Here is a 3,602-nt window from a genome sequence, read left to right as displayed (position 1 = left end):
AGCCGGCTCCCACAGGTATTGTGTTGTACTTGTGGGAGCCGGCTTGCCGGCGATGCTTTTTCAGGACCCAAACATGACCCAGAAACCCACCCTGCACCCGCGCAACCGCCACCAGGGCCGCTACGACTTCCCCAGCCTGATCAAGGCCCACCCTGACCTGGCTCGCTTCACCATCACCAACCCCCACGGCAAACCCAGCATCGACTTCGCCAACCCCGAAGCCGTGCGGGTGTTCAACCGCGCCTTGCTCAAGGCCCAGTACGGCATCCAGCACTGGGACATCCCAGCCGATTACCTGTGCCCGCCCATCCCTGGCCGCGCCGACTACATCCACGTGGCCGCCGACCTGCTGGCCGATGACAACGCCGGCGAAGTGCCCAGGGGCGCCCAGATCAGCGCCCTGGACATCGGTGTCGGTGCCAACTGCATCTACCCGCTGCTCGGCCACAGCGACTACCGCTGGCGCTTTGTAGGCAGCGACATCGACCCGGTGGCGCTGGCCTCGGCCAAGGCCATCGTCCAGGCCAACGGCCTGGTCAAGGGCATTGCCCTGCGCCAGCAAGGCGACCGCAAGCACATCCTCAGTGGTTTGCTGCAGGCAGACGAACGCTTCGACCTGACCCTGTGCAACCCACCCTTCCACGCCTCACGCGAAGAAGCCACCCGTGGCAGCCAACGCAAGTGGAAGAACCTCGGCAAGCAAGACCCCAAGCGAAAACTGCCTGTGCTCAACTTCGGCGGGCAGAACAACGAACTGTGGTGCGAGGGCGGCGAGATTCGTTTCGTCACGCAGCTGATCGGTGAAAGCGTGCAGTACGCGCAGCAGGTGCTGTGGTTCACCAGCCTGGTGTCCAAGGTCAGCAACCTGCCCGGCATCGAGGCGGCCCTGAGCAAGGCCGGCGTCAAGGCCCGGCGCATCGTCGAGATGGGCCAGGGGCAGAAGCAGAGCCGCATGATCGCCTGGAGCTTCCACGACGAAGGGGCACGCCAGGCCTGGCATGTCCGGCGTAAATCGCAGGCATGAAAAAACCGCGCCCGGGCAAGCCGGGCGCGGTTTCGTCAACGCCTCAACAATTACTTGTTGATGGAGTCGCTCAGGGCTTTGGCCGGAACGAACTTGACGACTTTCTTGGCAGCGATTTCGATGGCGGCGCCAGTCGAAGGGTTGCGGCCGGTACGGGCAGGACGCTCGGAGACTTTCAGCTTGCCAATGCCTGGCAGGGTGATTTCAGCGCCGTTTTCCAGTTGGTCGGCAACGATCTGGCCCAGTTGCTCCAGTGCGTTGCGAGCAGTGGTTTTCGGCGCGTCGATGGCTTCGGCGATGTCGGCAATCAGTTGGTCTTTGGTCAATGCCATGGTGATGTTCCTTCCCTATCCAATTCAGTGGTTATGCAGCGTTCTACGACGTTATCGGGCCAGCCCCTGAAAAGTGGAGGGCCGCGCCAATCGCGCATGTAGATACGCAAATCGGCGTTTGGTTCGACACGGCGTAAGTACGCTGCCAGCAATGCGCCACCCGAGGTGCGCAAGACCGCGCAAAGCTACCACAGGAATGGATAAATATCCGCTGCCCGCTTCGTTTTTATGCAGGTTTTTCGGGGGTTTCAGCCGAAAACGCGCAAAATTGAACAAAAAACGAACAACAGGCATTTCAGCCAACATCCGGCCACTGCGCCACCTGTGACCTGGGGTAAACTTGACCCTTTTGCAGCGCGGCCCCTGACCGCCCCAGACTCGCCGAGACCCCCATGCCAATCCGTCACTGCATCGTTCACCTGATCGACAAGAAGCCCGATGGCAGCCCCGCCGTGCTCCACGCACGGGACACGGAGCTTGCGGCATCGGACGCCATCGAGAACCTGCTGGCCGACCTCAACGACAGCTACAACGCCAAACAGGGCAAAGCCTGGGGGTTCTTCCACGGCGAATCGGGCGCCTACCCGCTGAGCGGCTGGCTCAAGCAATACCTGGAAGACGAAAAGGACTTTGCGGCTTTCAGCCGGGTAGCCGTCGAACACCTGCAGAAGCTGATGGAAGAGTCCAACCTCTCCACGGGCGGTCACATCCTCTTCGCCCACTACCAGCAAGGCATGACCGACTACCTGGCGATCGCCCTGCTGCACCACAGCGAAGGCGTGGCGGTGAACGCCGAACTGGATGTGACACCCTCGCGCCATCTGGACCTGGGCCAGTTGCACCTGGCGGCGCGCGTCAACCTGTCGGAGTGGAAGAACAACCAGAACTCCAAGCAGTACATCTCGTTCATCAAAGGCAAGAACGGCAAGAAGGTCTCCGACTATTTCCGCGACTTCATCGGTTGCCAGGAAGGTGTCGATGGCCCAGGGGAAACCCGCACCCTGCTCAAGGCATTCAGCGATTTCGTCGAAAGCGAGGACCTGCCCGAAGCGTCTGCCCGTGAAAAGACCCAGACCCTGGTCGACTACGCCACCACCCAGACCAAGCTGGGCGAACCGGTGACCCTGGAAGAATTGTCCAGCCTGATCGACGAGGACCGCCCCAAGGCGTTCTACGACCACATCCGCAACAAGGACTATGGCCTGTCGCCGGAAATCCCGGCGGACAAACGCACCCTCAACCAGTTCCGCCGCTTCACCGGCCGCGCCGAAGGCCTGTCGATCAGCTTCGAGGCGCACTTGCTGGGGGACAAGGTGGAATACGACGAGACCGCCGGCACCTTGATCATCAAGGGGCTGCCGACGCAGCTGGTAGATCAGCTCAAGCGCCGCAAGGACTGATCAGCAGCCTGCATAGGAGGCGACCAACGCCTCCTTCGCCGACTTGCGCAGTTTCTTCACCAGGCGTTCCTGACGCAGGGCCTCGCCCTTGTCCGGCCACTGCTCGATATAGACCAACGCCTGCGCCGGGCTGGTCTTGAAATAGCGCGCCCCCTGCCCCTTCTGGTGCGCCACGAAACGCCGCTGCGGGTCATCGCTGATGCCGCAGTACAGCGAGCCATTGGCGGCCCGCACCAGGTAGACATACCAGGGCTTGCTGATCAAGGTTGTGGATACGTCGCTCACCATTGTCCTGACGCTCAGCTCGCCTGCTGGAAGGCACGCAGCCCTTTGAACGCTTGCTGACGCACCTTGTTCTGCAGCATGGGCGACCAGCCAAGCAACACCCCAGGCATGCCCAGCGCCTGCCGCGACCAGCGCCACAGGTCGAAGCTGTCGTCGTGCTGACAGACAAGGCCGTCTCGGATGACGAAGCGTGCCTGGATATCGTTGATGACAATGCGGCCCGTCTGGCTGAACAGGTAGGTCGCCACCCAGTGGGCGCAGCCGCTGCCGGCGTCGGCACGGACCTGATCGAAGGTCAGGGAAAACTCCTTGGCCCGGGCGGTGAGCATGCGCCACATGTCACCGGCATCACGCCCCCGCAAAGTGCCGAAGACGGGGTCGCTGAAGACGATGTCGTCGCTGTAGCAGGCCACCATGGCCTCGGCGTCCAGACGCTGGAAGGCCTGGTAGAAGCGGGTGATCAGGTCACGATTGGCGTCGCTCATGGGCGCGGCCCTCCTGGCGGTTGAAAGCAGCACGATAATCTGCCCCGCGTGCGTATGCCAGTACCGGCCCTATCGC

At 62.2% G+C, this 3,602-nt stretch carries 5 protein-coding genes; 2 read left to right on the top strand and 3 right to left on the bottom strand.

The features are described from left to right. The first annotated feature begins 73 nt into the window (after positions 1-73). On the top strand, positions 74-1,024 hold the full coding sequence (gene rlmF / locus PMI38_RS20460) for a 23S rRNA (adenine(1618)-N(6))-methyltransferase RlmF (RefSeq protein ID WP_008098057.1): 951 nt from the start codon (positions 74-76) through the stop codon (positions 1,022-1,024). A 50-nt stretch (positions 1,025-1,074) separates the two neighbouring features. Here rlmF and PMI38_RS20455 read toward each other — a convergent pair whose 3' ends face one another. Continuing rightward, complete coding sequence (locus tag PMI38_RS20455; RefSeq protein WP_008098055.1) at positions 1,075-1,356, bottom strand: HU family DNA-binding protein; 282 nt, start codon at positions 1,354-1,356, stop codon at positions 1,075-1,077. Between the two features lie 392 nt (positions 1,357-1,748). Between PMI38_RS20455 and yejK the strand changes: the two genes are divergently transcribed. Continuing rightward, on the top strand, positions 1,749-2,756 hold the full coding sequence (yejK, locus tag PMI38_RS20450) for a nucleoid-associated protein YejK (RefSeq protein ID WP_008098053.1): 1,008 nt from the start codon (positions 1,749-1,751) through the stop codon (positions 2,754-2,756). Here yejK and PMI38_RS20445 read toward each other — a convergent pair whose 3' ends face one another. Both PMI38_RS20445 and PMI38_RS20440 read right to left on the bottom strand, forming a co-directional pair. Next, on the bottom strand, positions 2,757-3,044 hold the full coding sequence (locus PMI38_RS20445; protein ID WP_008098051.1) for a GIY-YIG nuclease family protein: 288 nt from the start codon (positions 3,042-3,044) through the stop codon (positions 2,757-2,759). A gap of 11 nt (positions 3,045-3,055) precedes the next feature. Continuing rightward, positions 3,056-3,526: a nuclear transport factor 2 family protein gene (locus PMI38_RS20440; protein WP_008098050.1), complete on the bottom strand. Its 471-nt coding sequence runs from the start codon at positions 3,524-3,526 to the stop codon at positions 3,056-3,058. Between the last annotated feature and the right edge of the window lie 76 nt (positions 3,527-3,602).

Origin of the sequence: Pseudomonas sp. GM84 (assembly GCF_000282535.1) — a bacterium.
Lineage (GTDB): Bacteria > Pseudomonadota > Gammaproteobacteria > Pseudomonadales > Pseudomonadaceae > Aquipseudomonas.
The sequence above is the reverse complement of the archived record's forward strand: the minus strand, read 5'-3'. Positions and strand labels throughout refer to the sequence as shown.